The organism is Mesorhizobium sp. WSM4808 (assembly GCF_055811675.1).
The window spans coordinates 49,302-63,743 of sequence record NZ_JBVVQX010000022.1; the positions used below are offsets into that span (position 1 = coordinate 49,302).

The following is a 14,442-nucleotide window of genomic DNA, read 5'->3' on the forward strand; positions in this document are numbered from 1 at the left end:
CCGCCGGGTGCTACAACCATCGCGCTGGGCGATTGTGGCAGAAGCCCGTCCGCAAGAATCATGCCTGGTTCGATACGCCCGACTGCCGGCCGTACGCCCCAGGCATTGCTTCGTTTCGATACAGCTACGCACAGAAGGGTTGACCGAGAATGAAACAACCATCGGCTTCAACACCGTTTTTTTACAACCCCGCGCGATGATCCCTCGCAGGATACCGAAATCGGGAGCTGGCACGGAAGTTGCCATCTGCCCATTATAAATTAAGCAATATCTAATGTATGAGACATGTGAAAGTGCGCCGGCCATGAAACCAGAAACGCCCGCCATTCTGATCCTGGGGACCCGCGGCATACCCGCGGCCCATGGCGGCTTTGAAACCTTTGCCGAAAAACTGGCGCTATTTCTTGTCGGGCGCGGTTGGAAGGTCGGCGTCTATTGCCAGGATGAGGTCGAGCGGATCGACCAGAGGGTGCGCAACGAAACCTGGCGCGGCATCGAGCTCATTCACATCCAGGTCGCCTCCAAGGGACCGCGCGCGACGCTGGAATTCGACTGGCAATGCGCCCGCGACGCCGCCCGGCGACCGGGCGTTTGCCTGGTGCTCGGCTACAATGGCGCGGTCTTCCTGACTTGGCTCAGGCTGAAGCGACGCAAGATCTTCACCAACATGGACGGCATCGAGTGGCGCCGCCCAAAATGGGGAATGGCGGCGCGAACCTGGTTCTGGCTCAACGAATGGATCGGCGCATGGGCCTCGCATCGGCTGGTCGCCGATCATCCCGCCATCGCAGATCACCTGGCGACGCGCCGGCCGCGCAGCGCCATCGCCACCATTGCCTATGGCGCCGATCCGGTGACATCGGCGCCCGAGGCGCCGGTCCGGGCGCTCGGCCTCGAGCCCGGGCGCTATCTCATCTCGATCGCCCGCATCGAACCCGACAACAGCATCCTGCCGATCGTCGAAGCTTTTTGCTCTGCCAAGCGCGACATGAAGCTGGTGGTGCTGGGAACGCTGTCCGACGACATCCCCTATCATGCCGCCATCCGCAAGGCGGCGAATGACTCGGTGGTCCTGCCGGGCGCCATCTACGACCAGGCGACGGTCAAGGCGCTCAGATACCACGCCCGCGCCTATCTGCATGGCCACACGGTCGGCGGCACCAACCCCTCGCTGGTCGAGGCGCTGGCGGCCGGCAACATGGTGATCGCCCACGACAATCCCTACAACAGATGGACCGCCGGGGCTGCGGCGATCTACTTCACCGACAAGGACAGTTGCGCCAAGCGGATGCAGCAGGCGCTGGACGATGATGCCTTGGTCCAGGCCTGCGGCGTTGCCGCCAGCGCGCGCGCCCGCGAAGCCTTCCGCTGGGACGATGTCCTGCTTGCCTATGAAAATGAGGCCTATCATTTGCTCGGCGTGACCGCCGCCAAGACCACCGCGATGGATCACGCATCGCCAGGAACCGTATGACAGGCTGGTCGCGCCGGCGGGTGCTGCGGACGGCGCTGTCCACCGCGGCGGCGCTCGGCTCGCTCCCGGTCGCACCAATCGCTCGCGCAGCCGCCGGGCCGCGATTTCGGCGTGGCGTCAACGCCTGGCCCTGGTTCTCGCTGACGCGCGAATTTCCCGCTCCGCGCACCGACTATGGCTGGCCGCCCTTCCAGTCGCAACGGCCGGTGCCGACCCCGGACGACCTGCGTCGGCTGCGCAGGACCGGGCTCGATTTCATCCGTCTGCCTGTTGATCCCGGCCCTTTCCTGGCCGCCGACGCCACCACGCGCGGCCGGTTGCTGGACATGCTGGATGCCGCCGTCACGGCCACCCTCCACGCCGGTCTCGGCATCATCGTCAACATCCAGGCCAATGCCGCCACCCATTACTGGAACCCCGACCGCATGGTCTCCAGCACCGCCGCACCCGCGTTCGATCTCTACCGCGGGCTGGTCGGCGAGCTTGCCGGCAGGCTGGCGCGGTTCCAGCCCGGCAGGGTGGCGCTCGAGCCGGTCAACGAGCCGGCGCAGGCCTGCGCGTCGAACGTCTGGTCGCAGATCCAGCTTTCACTTCTGACGGCGGCGAGAGCATCGGCCGCGACCCTGCCGCTGATCGTCACCGGCGGCTGCGGCTCGATGGTGAGCGGACTGACCGCGCTCGATCCGGCACCCCTGTCCCCGTTCGAGCCGATCCTGTTCACCTTCCACTTCTATGAGCCCTATCTGTTCAGCCATCAGGGGGCACCCTGGATGCGCGAGCCCGTCTACCGGTCGCTCAACAATGTGCCGTGGCCGGCATCCGCCGGCTCGCTGGAACCGACGCTGGCATCGGTCAGGGCGCGCATGGCGCAGGACACCGAAACCCCTGAAGACGCCAAGCAGGCAGCCTATGCCGAGACCGAGCGTGTGCTGAAAGTCTATTTCGACGCCCGGCCCGACCGCTGGTTTGTCGACAAATATCTTCGCCAGGTTCGCGACTGGGCCGACGGCCACGGCCTTGCGCCGGAACGCATCATCATGGGCGAGTTCGGCGCGCTGCGCACCGACGCCCGCTATGTCGCCGCCCCCAATCCGGATCGAGCGCGCTACATCGCCGATGTCAGGCGAAGCGCCGAGGAACTCGGCCTCGCCTGGGCACTGTGGGATCTCTTCGATGGCATGGGCATGATGGACGACACCACCCGGGCACTGGACCCCGATATCATCGCGGCGCTTGGCCTGACCATGCCGGCGGACTGACGGGCCTGAACGCTGCCCGCGTCGGCCGGTAAAGCACCAGCGCCAGCACCACGAACTTGGTCAGCAGCGTCGTCTTCGACGCGACGCTTTCCGAGGTGTTGATCAGAATGACCCAGCCCAGCATCGGCAGCCAGATGCCGGGATGGCAGCGGCGCGCCACCTCGAACAGGAACAGCACGAAACCGAACGTCAGCAAAAGGGTGAAGAAGGCGCCCTGATAGAGGACGGTGCGGATAATCGGGTTCTCGATGCCCTGTTCGAGACCGTTGATGCGGCGCAGGCTGTCGATTAGGTCGACATCCGGCCCCACGATCAGATCGCGTAATTCCAGGTGCTTGAAGAGCTCGAACATCTCGACGCGGGCATTGGCGCTGCCGCTGTCCGACACGAAGCGCTCCAGCAGCGCGTCGAAAAAGCCATAATATGCCGCCACGATGATGACGACCGGCAGCAGCGCGGCAAGCATGAAGCCGAGTGCCGCACCCAGGAGATTGACGCGTCCCCGGCGCAATTTGCTGATGCCCTTGGAAAGCAGGTAGCAACCGCCCAGCACAATCGTCATCACCATCGCCGAACGGCCGCCGAACGCGACAAGTGCCGCGCATTGCAGGCCGATCAATCCTATCCGCACAGGCGTCGACAGGGATCTGGCACCGGAGAGCAGCGCAAGCACGTAGATCGACGTCACCATGGCATTGGCGAGCGGATGTCCCTGCAGAGCGCTCGAGCGCAGATCGGTGGTAAACGCCACGCCGTCGAGGCGATAGGGGAAGATAAGCGTCTTGGTGGCGAACTCGAAAAGGGCAAGCAGCGCATTCGCCGTCATGACAACGTGAACGACGGTCTGCAGCCCGGCGAATGTCCGTTCGTCGTCCTCGCTGAGCATCAGCACCAGAAGTGCCGCGGCCACGAACGTATCGATCATGCCAGCCATGCCGGGCCGCTGCCTGGCGATGACGACGAACAAAAGCACGATCGATATGGCGGCCATCAGCGCGCTGGCCGGCCGCCTGTCGGCGAGATGGACGATATAGCCGACCGGATTGCCTGACGCACAGGAGCGCCAGGCAAACAAGAGGACGATGAGATAGGTGGACGGGTGGATCTTGGTCGCCGGGTTGCCGAACAGGCCATCATAATTGTAGCCGACCAGCCACAGCATGCCGCCCGAGATGCCGAACAGCACCGCTACCGCCGCGATCAGTCCGAAGCGCGTCAGCGCATCGAGCGACGTGCCGGCGCGGGGTGCGGCAGCACCATGGTTCGAAGCGCTTGCGCTCCAACCGGCAGCCATATCAGGCGGCCTCGTCGACCAGCAAGGCCGCCGTCGGCAACCGCCCCATGACGGAAACCGCCTGCGCGGTCGTCGTGACGTCGCGCATCGGGGTGGCGTTCAGCGTGGCGACGAGTACGATCTCGTCGGCCATGGCAACCAGCGGCGAGGCATTGAGATTGTCGGCCAGCGCGCCGCCGTCGATGACGACGAGTTCGAAGCTCCGGCTGGCCCGGGCCAGCATCTGCTGCGCAAAATAGATGCCATGCGCTTCCTGGAAAACCGCCTTTGAGCGGCCCCTGCCCAGCACGGCAACGTTGCTGCCGGCGGCGTAATGGCTGACGGCCTCAAAGGCGTACTCGCCGCGCAGCACATCGAGGATCCCCGGCTGCGGATCCTTCTGGTCGCCGCCGCCGGCATTGGCATCGATGAACAGCACCCGGCTGCCCCTGGACGCCGCGGCATTGGCCAGCAGCCGCGCCACCCGGCTGCGCTGCGCGCCCTCGCCCGGCGACGATGTCACCAGGATGGAAGGCACCAGCGGCCAGTCCGCCGGACGCTGGCCCGAACTGAACATGCGCCTCAGCGCAAGGCCGACAACGGCGTCGGTCTTCTGGCTGGAGGCGGCGGCCGAACTTGCGCCGAAAGGCCACCAGCGCCACCCAGTGCCTGAATTTGCCGGCACCACGCCCAGCACCGGCGCGTCGATGGCCGACTGCATCTGCGCGCTGGAAAGCACCGTCGGCGAGGAATATTCGGCGATCAGCGCCAGACCGGTGCCGAGCCCGAGGCCGCCGAATATCGCGCCCAGCAACAGCAGCGGCAAAGGCGGCCAGCTTTTCTTCAACGCGGGCATGGCATTGGAGATGATGCGCGCATTGGTGCTGTCGACATTGATCTGCTCGCGCGTCTCCTGGGCGCGCTGGAGATAGTTCGAGTACACGGAGCGTAGCGCCTCGAGATCGCGCTGCAATTCGCGCAACCGCACCGAGGCCTGGTCGGTGTCGAGCGACTTGCTCTTCATGCCGGCGACCTTGGCTTCCAGCGCCTGCTGGTTGGCCAGCGCCCGCTCGTAGTCCGTCTCGGTGGCGGTGGCGATGCGGCCGAGCTCGCGCGCGATCAGCTGGCGCGTGTCGCGCAGCTGCTGCTGGGCTGCGATCAGCGAAGGATGACGCGGCCCCAGCTCCGTGCCGAGCTGCGAGACCTGGTCGACCAGCGTCGCCTCCTGTGCCCGCAGGCTCGAGATCACCGCCGAGCGCATCGCTTCCGAGGTTGCGTCCGCCGTGCCGCTCTGCCGGCGCATCTGGTCGACCTGCGCCTTCAGCGCCGCGGTGCGGCTCTGCGCCGCCGCAAGCTGCGTGTTGATCTCGGTCAGTTCCTGGTCGCTGACCAGGTTCCCTGCCGCCATCACCATGTTGTTGGCGGACTTATAGGCCTCGACGGCATTCTCGGCCTGCTGGACGCGTTTGCGCTGCTCGTCCAGCCGGGCGGTGATCGACTCGGAGGCGTCCCTGGCCATTTTCGCGCGCGCGCTCGCCTGATCGACCAGGTAGGCCTGCGCGATGGCGTTGGCCAGGAGGGCGGCCTTGTCGGCGCTCTTGGCGGTGACGATGACGTCGAGGACCAGGACCTTGTCGGCCCGCTTGACCGCCAGGCGCCGGCGCAGCGCGTCGAGTGTCTGCACCGACCTGTCGCCTTCGGCCGATGCCGAACCGAGCAGGCGCGACAGCAAGCCCTGCCCGTTGAATTCCGGATCCTGCGTCAGGTTTGTCGCCGCGATCGCCCGCATCAGCACGCCTGTCGACTGGACCACGCTGACCTGGCTCTCGACCTGCGTGATGCCGCCATCGGGTGAGATACGGCTGGGATTGACGTCGTTGGTGACCACCTGCAGGTCCTGCGGATCGATGAGGATTTCCGCCGCCGAGCTGTAGAGCGCGGGCGTGAAAAGACCGTAGAGAAGGGCGACCAGCGTCAGCAGTGCGACAGTGCCGAAGATCCAGAACCGGCGGCGCACCAGGATGCGCTTCAGGTCGCCCAGTTCGACAGTCGAAGCTGCGTATGATCCCGCGCGTGCCGCATCCGGAGAGTGTTGCTGAGGAACCATGGGCAGGGATGATTGCATGGCTGCCTCCGACAATACTCCATATGCCGGCAAGGTCAGTTGCGGCGCTAACTAGCTATTCCTCCAACTGTTAAAACATTGTTAATTATGTTGAGAGGTGACGTGAATTTTGGCACGCGGTTTGCTTAAAAATATACATATCGAGGTGTTGGTTACGCGGCGAGCGGAGACGGATGCAGATGGGGTTACAATTTGACCGGACCGGCCTGGCCGGCAAGGCCGGGCACCGCGTTTTCGGGCCTCCACCATGCAGATAAGTCTACGCCTGGACGGAGACTGTGTCCGCGCCTTTCATCTCACGCTGCTGGAGCGCCTTGCCGCGCTCGGCGACGAACTGTCCGTCGATGTCAGGCCGGCGGGCAGCGGCATTCCGCGCAGCGCCGCAGCCCTGTTTCAACTCGAAACGGCGATCCACGGACTGCCCCATGATGGACTGGCCCATGATGGACTGGCCAAGCGTGTGCCGCTTTCGGCGCTCGCGCCCTATCGGCAGTCCCCCGCTTCGCCCGACCTGGTCATCGACCTCTGCGGCGATGTCAGGCTGGAAAGCACACGCGTCTGGCACGTCACCTATGACGGCGCCAGCGGCGAAGCGGCCTTGCTGGCCTCGATCCTCGCCGGCCGCACGCCACTTGCCCGCATCGAGGAGAACGGCGTTGCGATCGCGGCCGGGCGTCTGGGCACAGAATATGGCGGCATCGCGCTGGCGTCCTTCCAGGATATGCTGGCGCGCACAGCAAGCCTGATCGTCGCTGCCATGTCAGGCGCGGCAAAGTCGGTGCCCGATCTGCCAGAGCCGGCGCAGGCAGGCAGCCCGCCGCCAATGCCCTCGGCCGGCAAGCTTGGGGTCAGAGCCGGCAAGGCGCTGGCGCGGCGGATCGTCCAGAAGATCTATCACCTTTGCTACAACGCGCCGCATTGGAAGGTCGGCTGGCGGCAAACCGGGGGCTCCGATCTGTTCGACCTGCGTGCCCATCCGGCGTCGGGTTGGCAAGAGCTGCCGGACGATGGCAGCCGCTTCTACGCCGATCCGTTTCCCATCCTCTACCAGGGCCAGCTGACCCTGTTCATCGAGGACTATATCCACCGGCTCGGCAAAGCCATCATCTCCGCCGTGCCCTTCGGCCCGGCAGGCCCGCTCGGACGACCTGAACCGGTTCTGGATCTGCCCTACCATCTCTCCTACCCCTTCGTCTTCGAGCGCGACGGCGAGGTCTGGATGGTGCCGGAAAGCTGCGCCAACGGCACCGTCGATCTCTACCGGGCCACCGCCTTCCCCGGTGGATGGGTCAAGGAGGCGACGCTTCTGTCCGGTGTCGTGGCCAGCGACGCCACGCTTGTCGAGCATGGCGGCGCCTGGTGGCTGTTCGCCACCGTCCGCGACGGTGGCGGCGCCTTCTCCGACGCGCTGCACCTATGGTCGGCGCCGAATTTTCGCGGCCCCTGGACGCCGCATCCCAAAAATCCCGTGCTGATCGACATCGCCTCGGCGCGGCCGGCCGGCCGCATCGTCAGGCGCGGCAACGACCTGCTGCGCCCGGTGCAGGACTGCCGCAGGAGCTATGGCGCGGCGCTTGGCATCGCACGCATTTCTCACCTTGATTTGATCGGCATGGAGCAGGTCGTTGAAACCATCTTAAATCCAGGTGCGCTATGGAGCGGGCGTAAACTTCACACGCTCAACGAGGCTGGCGGCTTTGAGTTCATCGATGGCTCGGCGATCGCACCGCGCTGGAAGCAGCGGACCCGCGATTAACCTAAACATTGGTTACTACCAGGCACGCGCTCCGGTTGCTTGCGGTTGATTTAGCTCCGGAAGATATTTTCTACCGGAGATTGTGAAACGTGCAGTTGCCACCAGAAAGGCAGCAAAATGAGTATCTCAGAGGCTGGCCCGGCCCAAGTCGATGTGGCGATCGTCGGCGCCGGAATGGCCGGCACCACCTTGGCAATGCTGTTGGGACAAGCCGGGCGCAAGGTGGCGCTGATTGATCCGCACCGCGTCCACCACGAGGAATTCCGGGCCGAGAAGATCGGCATGGATCAGATGCTTCTGTTCGAAAAGCTCGGCCTCGATGCGACACTCAAGAGCCTCGTCACCTCGACGACCGACACGCATATCTTCCGCCTCGGCCAGTTCTTCGCGCATGAGAAGAAGGCTGAATTCACATTCTCCTATGGCGCGTTGATCAATGGCCTGCGCGACGCCTTGCCTGCGCAAGTACCGCTGACGGTCGGCAAGGTGACCGAGGTCTCGACTGGACCGGACCGGCAGCGGCTTGTGCTGGCCGACGGCGCCGTCATCGATGCCCGCCTGCTGGTGGTGGCAACCGGCCACGGCGAGGCGGTGCGGCGCGCCGTCGGCGTCGAGCGTATCGAGCAATCGAAGGCGCATTCACTGTCGATGGGATTCGACCTCGCCATCTCGCCGCGTGATTTCGGTCATCAGGCCGTCACCTGCTACAGCAGGCGGGCTGCCGACCGTATCGCCTACATCAGCATCTTTCCCCTCGGCGACAAGATGCGGGCGAACATGTTCGGCTATCGGCAAGTGGCCGAGCCGTGGACGCGGGCGTTTCGCCAGGAACCGCAAAAGATGCTCTGCGAACTGATGCCGGAAATAGCAGCGCGATGTGGCAACTTCGAAGTCGCAGGCCCTGTCGAGGTCAGGCAGATCAGCCTGAGCACCACGCAAGGCCATCGCCGCGACGGGGTCATCTTCATCGGCGATGCTTTCTGTACCACGTGTCCGACACCGGGCGTCGGCATCGGCCGGGTGATGACCGATGTCGATCAGCTCCATTCGGTTCACATTCCGCGATGGCTCGAAACACCAGGCATGGCGGCTGACAAGATCAACGCCTTCTATGACGACCCGGTCAAGGTGGCTGCCGATGAGGATGGCATGCGGGTGAGCTACTATGCCAAGTCGATCACCGCCGGCACCGGACTGGAATGGCGCGCAAGGCGCCTGCGCAACAACACCGCGCGCCGGCTGATGATCATCGGCCGCAAGGTCCGGCATCTGGGAAAACGGCAGGCGCCCATGGCCAATATGCAATAGGGCGCGACCAGTCGCGCCCTATCGATTGCCAATATTGATTGCCTTATAAGGCGAATGCGTCAGACGCCAACCGCTCAGGTTGCCGTCGACGGAGGTGCCGATGGGGTAGTCTGGGCCGTGACGCCCGAAAGCCTGTCGCGCTTCTGCAAGGTTGGTTTCTCGTATTTCTTCACTGTAAAGTGCCCTCCAAATTGGTACGGCGCCAGCAGAACCAATTCCCTGCCCCGTGTCAATTGCGTCATTACTGGTTCTTACGTCGTCTCCTCGCCATCGTAGTCAAACGATTCTTCACTGTTGCATTGCCGGCACATATCGGCTCCAACAGGACACCTCATCCCAGCGCCAATCCCGCTCTACTCGCCTCCCCGCGCGATGTTGTAAATCGTTTCATCCAAGGTATTTTGGCCATCGGGAACAGAGGGAATAGCCATGTCCAACAGCGCCTTGCCGCTGGTTATCAGTGCGCCGGAACCACGCACGCTCGAGCTGATCTTCACAGCCCGGCAGCTGGCGCGGCTCAAGGCGCACTATCGCATTGTCGAGACGACCGCTGACGGCGTCGCGAAACTGCCGGCCGACGTGCTGGCCGAGGCGCGCTACATCATCGGCCAGCCGCCCATATCGCCCGAAACGCTCGACCGGATGGAGGCGCTGCGCTGCGTCTTCAATGTCGAGACCAACCTCATCAACAACATGCCCTACGAGACCTTGTTCGCGCGCGGTATCCATGTCGTCACCACCGGCCTGGTGTTCGCCGAGCCGGTCGCAGAGCTTGGCCTTGCCATGGCGCTCAACCTCGCCCGCGACATCGTCGATGCCGACCTCGCCTTCCGCCAGGGACAGGAACTGTGGGGCGGCGACGGCAACCAGACGGCGCGGCTCCTGTCCGGCGCGGATGTCGGGATCATCGGTTTCGGCGATCTCGGCCGGGCGCTCAACCGGCTGCTGTCGGGCTTCCGCACCCGCACCAAAGTCTTCGATCCCTGGCTGCCGCCATCGATCCTCATCGACAATGGCGTCGAGCCGGCCTCTCTCGACGAGGTGCTGTCGACCAGCGACTTCATCTTCGTCGTTGCCTCGGTGACCAGCGAGAACCAGGGTTTTCTCGGTGCCGAGGCCTTTGCCGGCATGCGCAAGGGCGCCGCCTTCATCCTGCTCAGCCGCGCCGGCGTGGTGGACTTCCCGGCGCTGATGGCGGCGGTGAAGAGCGGCCACATCGTCGCCGCCAGCGACGTTTTCCCCGAAGAACCGCTGGCGCGGGACCATCCGGTGCGCACCCTGCCCGGCTTTCTGCGCTCGGCTCACCGCGCCGGCGCGCTCGACATCGCCTTCAAGCGCATGGGCGATATGGTGCTTGAGGACATGGACCTGATCGACCGCGGCCTGCCGCCGCTGCGCTCCAAGCGCGCCGAGCGCGAGACGGTTTCGCGCATGCGTTCCAAGCCGGCCGACAGGAATTGAGGCGTGGGTTTTCGTCCCGGTTGGCCGGCCGTCGACAAGGTCGGCTTGACAAGGGCGCGGCCGGCGATGACGCTGCCGCAATCGAACTTTGCGGAGGGAGGCCATGAACATGAAGAAGACCTATGAAAAGCCGATTCTGCTCAAAAGGCAGAAACTCTCCGCCGTGACGGCGCAGCAAGCCAATTCAGGCGTAATAGGCCCGACAGGCCCGGCAGGCTGACACCTCGCGGCATCCAATGAAGGTTAGCATCGGACGCACCCAGGGCGGGCGGTACGGCAGCCGCTCCAGGCGCAGCTTCAGTGTCCACGGCTGCTCTTCGCCCTGCGGGCGACCGCTTCCATAAAAGAGCGGGCGGCAGCGTCACAAGCCGTTCTGGACGGTCCGTTCGCGGACAGCACGACCTCCGCGGCCTTCCGCGACATGCCGTATTTCCGGGCGAAGACCGCAGCGTCGTAAGGTTCGTTTTCGGCTACCGGTGCTGCGGACGTGATCCTGGCTTTGGTCATTGGCGCGTCCGCCGGAAACTCTCAAGCAACTCGCCTTCATTGCGGCAGCCATTCTGGAACAGCGAAAACACCGTGGCCGCCAGAAGCTGCACGTCCGACTCTCCCGAGATGCGATCGAGTTTGCGCTCCAGGCAGACCCGATCGAAGACGCGCTGGCACAGCTGCAGATCGGAAGGATGGAAACCAGGATTGCGCTTATGAAGGCTCGACATAAGAAGCCCCTTTCGGAGCAGCGACCACTTCCTTGACGCTGTGGGTCAAAAAATGAAATCGGGCTGAGCAAGAGTCAACATCGGCCTTCATCACAGTAAGTATCGTACAATTCTCCCGCCGGTCCGCCCCTTTTTCGAACGGTTCTCGGGCCCGGCGCGACATGGCGCCCTTGTCATTAGCCGGCGGGATTTTATCGGCCCTTCACCGTGATCCGGCGCCCTCATGAATATGTCGGTTTTGTACCAAGTGGCGCTTGGTACGTTTCCGACACTAACATTCAGGCCGATCTTTTCATATGCGAACGGGCGTTGGGGGGCGCCGTGCTTCGAATTTCATATCGCATTGATATCTTTCTTCGTTCAGAGCCCCTATACATAGGCGATCGTCCGTACGTTTTTACGGGCACGGACGGCTGGGAGATTGGATGGCTCTTGCCCTGCATTGGGCCACGCCATGTCTGATCCCACCAAAAACCATCAATACCGAAATCAGCTGCTGCGGCGCATGCCCGCGGATGATCTGGCGTTGCTCGAGCCGCACATGCAGCGCTGCGACTTGCCGCTGCGCATGATGCTTGTGACCCCGAATATTCCGATCGAGGCCGTCTACTTCATCGAACAGGGCATCGGTTCGGTGGTCGCCAGCACGGCAAGCGGCCAAGAGGCCGAAGTGGGCTTCATTGGCTTCGAAGGCATGACCGGATACGCCCTGGTGATGGGCGACGACCGTGCGCCGCATGCCTGTTATGTCCAACTCGAAGGCGAAGCGATCCGCATCGAAGCCGGCGCTTTCAAGGCAGCATTGGAGGCAAGTGCAACCTTGCGCATGTTCCTGCTGCGCTTCGTCAACGCGCTACAGACCCAGGCCGGCTGCACCGCGCTCGTCAACGCGCGGCTGAAGCTCGAGGAGCGGCTGGCGCGATGGCTGCTCATGTGCGACGACCGCGTGCCGGGCGAGCATCTCGCCATCACCCACGAATTCCTGGCCATCATGCTTGGTGTCAGGCGGCCAGGCGTCACCGTCGCCCTTCAATTGCTCGAAGGCCGCGCGTTGATCCGCTCGCGTCGGGGCGAGATCGTCATTCGCGACCGCGCCGGGCTGCTGGAACTTGCCAATGGCAGTTACGGCGAAGCCGAGGCCGAATATACAAGGCTGATCGGCGAGATCGGCGCGGCCTGATCAGGAGCGGTTGCCGCCGGCATCCGGCTTGCCCGATGTCGCTTTGCCGGGCGGTGCCGCACCGCCTTTAAATGCGCCCCGGCCAATCGGCCCATCCCCGTCGATCGGTCCATCCTTGGCTATCGGCAACCCGGCATGCTCCAGACTTGCAAGCTTGCACTTCGTCTGTTCGGCCGCCGCTCCCACAAGGCAGTCGATGGTGAACATGGCACCGGCGTGATCGCTGGCCGCGACCGCCTGGCGGATCTTCGTCAATTGCGCTTGCGTGTAGTCCAGAAGCTCGACCAGGCCGGTATGATCCAAACCGCCCTCCATTGCAGGATGTCGAGAGGCCGATCTCAGGTCGCTCTTGCCATCGAAATACGCCCATTTACACGGCTTGCATAGCCGGACTGTCAGAATCGTACAGTCTACGCGCCACCGGGTCGTTGCCTATTGGCCAAAGGTCCATCTTCGCGCCGCCGCCACGGCATGCAACTGTATATAAGCAATCGCTTGAATACTGGTCCGTACGTCTGTCGGGGAGATGTCGTGCCAATTCGCGAGAATCTCGCCGCCAATCTCAGGCGGCTGGTCCAACGCCACGCTTCCGTCAGCGCGGTGTGCCGTGAGCTTGGCATCAATCGCACCCAGTTCGAGCGCTATCTGCAAGGCAAGGCGGTTCCCAACAAAGCCACCGCAAGGCTGATCTGCGACTATTTCAAGATCGATGAGAATGAGCTGTATCGTGAGCCGGCCGCCGCGGCAGCCAAGAGCGACGGCAACGCAACGCTGCGCCAGGCCCTGTACGAAAACATGGTGCGGCCGCCGTCGCCCGCCATCGCCGGAGGCACATATTTCACCTATTTTTCGATGCCCGGCCGACCCGACTTTTTGATGCGCTCGGTCACCTTCGTGCGGCGCGAGGCCGATCTCGTCACCTTCAGGCGGGTGACGCGCTGGGCTTCGGGCGATGGCCGGGGTGGCTCGAGAATACCCGGCAACCATTACGGCGTGGCGATCTCGCGCCTGAACTGGATTTATTTCACCGGCATCAACCGGCGCCAGACCACCGAGCCCTCAATCATGACCGTGCAGTGGGCTCCCATCTCCGAACCGGTTCTGGTAGGCAGGGCGATCGTCCTCACCGGATCAGGGCCGGCCTTTGTATCCGTCATCATGCGGCAGGACGTCGCCAGGATCAGCATGAGGCGAGCGCTGCAGATGGCCCATATCGTCAGTCTCGACGACCCCAGTGTCGATCGGCTGGTGGTCAGTCTCGCACGAGAGACCCGATAAACTCGCTTCTTACGGGAAAAATCGGGGAAAGTTTCAAGTTTTTCGACTATATTTTTCTTCGTTTCGGGATTTTTGCGCAAAAAACCCCGGAACTTTCACCCAAACCTGTCGTTTTCCAGCTGATCGTTGCTTCGACGATCCCAAAGCAACAGGAGGAGTACCGCCATGAACATCAAGATGATCTGTTTCGGCGCGATGACGCTCTCGATGGTTGCCGGTACGGCGCTTGCCGCGAGCGACACCGGCACGTCGGCTCTCGACGATCCGGCCAAGATGCAGCCCTTCTACACCGACTCCAGCAGGAAGACGATGGTCAGCGACGACGATTTCGTGAAGGCCTGGAAGGCCCTTACGCCGGACGACCAGACCGCGATGATGAAGGCCTGCGAGGACGAGGCGAAGGACGCCACTGCGGCCAACAGCCATCCGGAATTCTGCAGCAGCGTGAAAGCGAACGGCGGCAGCAAGTAGCAATCCAGCGGCCCGATGAGAAACAGCCCCTTCGCGGGGCTGTTTTGCGTCTGCCGCGGGGCGCACGGACAAGCCCGCCACGCAACGATCAAGCCCGGCCGGCGCGCCGGCCCATTCCCTTCCAGCTATGTTGCACCG

13 protein-coding genes are annotated in these 14,442 nt (G+C 63.7%); 9 read left to right on the top strand and 4 right to left on the bottom strand.

Annotated elements, in window-relative coordinates:
• Positions 1-304: 304 nt before the first annotated feature.
• Both AC0L2U_RS29535 and AC0L2U_RS29540 read left to right on the top strand, forming a co-directional pair.
• A complete protein-coding gene (locus tag AC0L2U_RS29535; protein ID WP_473603073.1) occupies positions 305-1,474 on the top strand; it encodes a DUF1972 domain-containing protein in 1,170 nt (389 codons plus the stop codon).
• Positions 1,471-2,733 carry a glycoside hydrolase family 5 protein gene (locus AC0L2U_RS29540; RefSeq protein WP_128364195.1) on the top strand — a complete coding sequence of 421 codons (1,263 nt, stop codon included), beginning with the start codon at positions 1,471-1,473 and terminating at the stop codon, positions 2,731-2,733. Before AC0L2U_RS29535 ends, AC0L2U_RS29540 begins: the two co-directional genes overlap by 4 nt.
• Here the strand turns inward: AC0L2U_RS29540 and AC0L2U_RS29545 are convergent.
• Together AC0L2U_RS29545 and AC0L2U_RS29550 are read right to left on the bottom strand one after the other, a co-directional pair.
• On the bottom strand, positions 2,696-4,027 hold the full coding sequence (locus AC0L2U_RS29545) for a VpsF family polysaccharide biosynthesis protein (RefSeq protein WP_127809760.1): 1,332 nt from the start codon (positions 4,025-4,027) through the stop codon (positions 2,696-2,698). The two genes, AC0L2U_RS29540 and AC0L2U_RS29545, sit on opposite strands and share 38 nt — an antisense overlap.
• Position 4,028: 1 nt before the next feature.
• A complete protein-coding gene (locus AC0L2U_RS29550) occupies positions 4,029-6,131 on the bottom strand; it encodes a GumC family protein (protein ID WP_127272564.1) in 2,103 nt (700 codons plus the stop codon).
• A gap of 247 nt (positions 6,132-6,378) precedes the next feature.
• Here AC0L2U_RS29550 and AC0L2U_RS29555 point away from each other — a divergent pair, with 247 nt between their 5' ends.
• The 4 genes from AC0L2U_RS29555 to AC0L2U_RS29570 all read left to right on the top strand — a co-directional run bounded on the left by AC0L2U_RS29555 (position 6,379) and on the right by AC0L2U_RS29570 (position 10,876).
• A complete protein-coding gene (locus tag AC0L2U_RS29555) occupies positions 6,379-7,887 on the top strand; it encodes a glucosamine inositolphosphorylceramide transferase family protein (RefSeq protein WP_128289401.1) in 1,509 nt (502 codons plus the stop codon).
• Between the two features lie 117 nt (positions 7,888-8,004).
• Positions 8,005-9,195, top strand: a complete 1,191-nt coding sequence (locus AC0L2U_RS29560; RefSeq protein ID WP_292696202.1) for an FAD-dependent oxidoreductase — start codon at positions 8,005-8,007, stop codon at positions 9,193-9,195.
• Between the two features lie 429 nt (positions 9,196-9,624).
• Complete coding sequence (locus AC0L2U_RS29565; protein ID WP_127809757.1) at positions 9,625-10,656, top strand: hydroxyacid dehydrogenase; 1,032 nt, start codon at positions 9,625-9,627, stop codon at positions 10,654-10,656.
• A 103-nt stretch (positions 10,657-10,759) separates the two neighbouring features.
• Positions 10,760-10,876, top strand: a complete 117-nt coding sequence (locus tag AC0L2U_RS29570) for a putative RiPP precursor (protein WP_348629717.1) — start codon at positions 10,760-10,762, stop codon at positions 10,874-10,876.
• Positions 10,877-11,159: 283 nt separating this feature from the next.
• Here AC0L2U_RS29570 and AC0L2U_RS29575 read toward each other — a convergent pair whose 3' ends face one another.
• On the bottom strand, positions 11,160-11,375 hold the full coding sequence (locus tag AC0L2U_RS29575; protein ID WP_128289398.1) for a hypothetical protein: 216 nt from the start codon (positions 11,373-11,375) through the stop codon (positions 11,160-11,162).
• Between the two features lie 454 nt (positions 11,376-11,829).
• Here AC0L2U_RS29575 and AC0L2U_RS29580 point away from each other — a divergent pair, with 454 nt between their 5' ends.
• Positions 11,830-12,555: a Crp/Fnr family transcriptional regulator gene (locus AC0L2U_RS29580; RefSeq protein ID WP_473603074.1), complete on the top strand. Its 726-nt coding sequence runs from the start codon at positions 11,830-11,832 to the stop codon at positions 12,553-12,555.
• On the opposite strand, the gene AC0L2U_RS29585 is transcribed toward AC0L2U_RS29580, so the two are convergent.
• Positions 12,556-12,858: a hypothetical protein gene (locus tag AC0L2U_RS29585; protein WP_256746781.1), complete on the bottom strand. Its 303-nt coding sequence runs from the start codon at positions 12,856-12,858 to the stop codon at positions 12,556-12,558.
• A gap of 228 nt (positions 12,859-13,086) precedes the next feature.
• On the opposite strand from AC0L2U_RS29585, the gene AC0L2U_RS29590 reads away from it, so the two are divergent.
• Complete coding sequence (locus tag AC0L2U_RS29590; RefSeq protein WP_127270648.1) at positions 13,087-13,833, top strand: helix-turn-helix domain-containing protein; 747 nt, start codon at positions 13,087-13,089, stop codon at positions 13,831-13,833.
• A gap of 165 nt (positions 13,834-13,998) precedes the next feature.
• Positions 13,999-14,304: a hypothetical protein gene (locus AC0L2U_RS29595; RefSeq protein WP_127270646.1), complete on the top strand. Its 306-nt coding sequence runs from the start codon at positions 13,999-14,001 to the stop codon at positions 14,302-14,304.
• The last annotated feature ends 138 nt before the right edge of the window (positions 14,305-14,442 follow it).